Origin of the sequence: Streptomyces sp. NPDC059816 (assembly GCF_042732055.1) — a bacterium.
In the GTDB taxonomy this organism is placed as follows: Bacteria; Actinomycetota; Actinomycetes; order Streptomycetales; family Streptomycetaceae; genus Streptomyces.
Map to the genome: position 1 here is coordinate 1 of NZ_JBHWIQ010000068.1, position 3,183 is coordinate 3,183.

General features: G+C 65.4%; 1 protein-coding gene. It reads right to left on the reverse strand.

Annotated features, from left to right (window positions below; translation table 11 throughout):
- The coding region (locus ACFV88_RS35965) for a beta-ketoacyl synthase N-terminal-like domain-containing protein (protein ID WP_385496435.1) at positions 1-3,183 on the reverse strand (3,183 nt) is incomplete at both ends.

Below are 3,183 nucleotides of genomic sequence, written 5' to 3' on the forward strand. Positions count from 1 at the left end.
CTGCGACTCAGCAGAAAACCGCCCCGTAAACACCCACTCATCACGATCACCCACCTGCACCGCCGCCGCCAACACCGGATGCTCCACCCGATCCAAACCAGCCGCCGACACATCACCCGCACCCACCGACGGCATCAACCAATAATTCTCACGCTGGAAGGCGTAGGTGGGGAGGTCGATGCGTTGAGCACCGGTGTCGGCATAGAAGGTGTCCCAGTCCACTGCGATGCCAGCTGCGTAGGCGTGGCCGAGGAACCCGGCGAACGCCTCCGCCTCACCCTGCTTCCTCCGCAGAGCCGGAAGGAACACGGCATCGATGTGCTCGGTCTCGGTGTCCAGGCACTGGCGAGCCATCGCGGTCAGAACCGCATCCGGACCCAGCTCCAGGAAGCGGCGCACGTCCAGGTCCCACAGGGTGCGCACCCCGTCAGCGAAACGCACAGCCCCGCGCACGTGGCGAACCCAGTACTCGGCATCGAAAACCTCAACTACCTTGCCCGTGACGTTCGAGACCACCGGGGTCTGCGGCGCCGCGTACTCCAGGCGCTCCGCAACCGCTCGGAACTCCTCCAGCATCGGTTCCATCCGCGGGGAATGGAACGCATGAGACACCCGAAGCCGGGTCGTCTTCCTGCCCTCCCACTGCTTGAGCCACTCCTCCGCCGCATCCTCGTCACCGGACACGACCACCGAAGTCGGACCGTTCACCGCCGCCACTTCGAGACGGCCCTCGAACCCCGCCAACGACTCCGCCACTTCGGGCTCGCTCGCCTGGACCGCGACCATCACCCCGCCCGCAGGCAACCCACCCATCAAACGGCCGCGCGCCACCACCAGCTCTGACGCGTCAGCCAACGAGAGCACCCCCGCCACATACGCAGCAGCAATCTCCCCGACCGAATGGCCAATCAAGAAGTCCGCACGCACCCCAAACGACTCCACCAGGCGATACAGCGCCACCTCAACCGCGAACAACACCACCTGCGTGAACTCCGTCGAATCCAACACCCCACCATCAGAGGCCAGGAGCTCCCGAACGGAGCGACCCAACCGCGGATCAAGTTCCGCACACACCTCACGCAATGCCTGATCGAAGACAGGGAACTCCCCCACCAAACCAAGCCCCATACCCACACGCTGAGAACCCTGCCCCGTAAACAAGAACGCCGACCTCCCGGCTACGGCGCTTACACCATCACCCATGGACATGTCGGCCAGACGCGCCAGCAACTCATCACGACCACCAGCCACCACCACCGCACGCCGCTCCAACAACGCACGCGAATCCACCAACGAAAACGCAGCATCCACAACCGACACATCAGGCCGCTCACTCACGAACGAACGCAACCGCTCCACCTGCGCACGCAACGCAGCACCCGAACGACCCGACACCACCACCGGAACCGCCGACAAGCCCGCACCGCCCGACGACGTGCCCTCCGACGCAGCCGCATCCTCAACCGGCGCTTCTTCAACGATGATGTGGGCGTTGGTTCCGCTCACGCCGAACGACGACACACCCGCACGACGGGGACGATCCCCCACCGGCCACGCACGCGCCTCCGTCAACAGCCGAACGTCACCCGACGCCCAATCCACGTGCGGCGACGGCTCATCCACATGCAACGTCGACGGCAACACCCCGTGCCGCATGGCCATCACCATCTTGATCACACCCGCCACACCAGCCGCAGCAGACGTATGACCAATGTTCGACTTGATCGACCCCAACCACAACGGATCACCAGAACGCTCGCGACCGTACGTCGCCAACAACGCCTGCGCCTCGATCGGGTCACCCAACTTCGTCCCCGTACCGTGGCCCTCAACCGCGTCCACATCAGACGGAGAAAGCCCCGCACTCGCCAACGCCTGCCGAATCACCCGCTCCTGCGACGGACCATTCGGCGCCGTCAAACCATTGCTCGCACCGTCCTGATTCACCGCACTGCCACGAACCACAGCCAAAACCCTGTGCCCAAGGCGCCGAGCATCCGACAACCTCTCCACCACCAGCACACCCACACCATCCGAGAACCCAGTACCGTCCGCCGACGCCGCATACGCCTTGCACCGACCGTCAGGAGACAGTCCGCGCTGGCGGCTGAAGCCGATGAACAGGTCAGGAGTCGCCATCAGTGAGATGCCACCGACGAGTGCCATCTCGCACTCGCCAGCCCGTAGGGCCTGGGACGCCAGGTGCAGGGCCACCGCGGAGGAGGAGCAGGCGGTGTCCACGGACACTGCCGGTCCCTCGAAGCCCATCGTGTACGCGACACGGCCTGAGACGACGCTCATCGTCGTACCCGTGAGGTGGTATCCCTCCAGCTCGGGAACCATGGTCGCGTGATAGCCCGATGCGACGGTGCCGCAGAAGACACCCGTGTTACTGCCCCGAAGCGTCGTCGGATCGATGCCCGCGTTCTCGAACGCCTCCCACGACGACTCCAGCAACAGACGCTGCTGTGGGTCCATCGCCGTCGCCTCACGCGGACTGATCCCGAAGAACTCGGCATCGAAGTCCCCGATGCCCTGTACGAATCCACCAGAGCGTGTGTAGACCGTACCCGCCTGGTCGGGGTCGGGGTCGTAGAGCCGCTCCAGGTCCCATCCGCGATCGGCAGGGAACGGACCCATGGCGTCCCCTCCGGACGCCACTAGCTCCCACAACTCATCCGGCGATGAAACGCCGTTGGGGAACTTGCAGCTCATTCCCACGATGGCCAGTGGCTCATCCGTTTCCACCCGGCGCGACCGTGTTGTACGCGAACGAACGATTGCGGCATCGACCACGATCTGCGAGATCAGCAGCCGGGCGACCGAAGCCGGCGAAGGGTGGTCGAAGACGAGAGTGGCGGGTAGGCGCACACCAGTGGACTGAGTCAGCCGGTTGCGCAGTTCGACCGCGCTCAGGGAGTCGAAGCCGAGCTCGTTGAATGCACGACCCGGGTCGATCGAGGTGGACGAGGCATGCCCGAGCACGCCTGCGACCTGGGCCAGCACCAGTTCGAGCGTTACCTGCTCACGGTCCGCCTCCGGCACGCTCGCCAATCGCTGGGCGAGCGAGCCACCAGTCTTGACCAGTCGAGCGCCGGGTGCCAGGCCGCGGAGTACCGCGGGGATGCTTCCGGCCCTGGCCTGGGCCCGCAACACCGCCGTGTCGAAACGAACCGGTGCCAG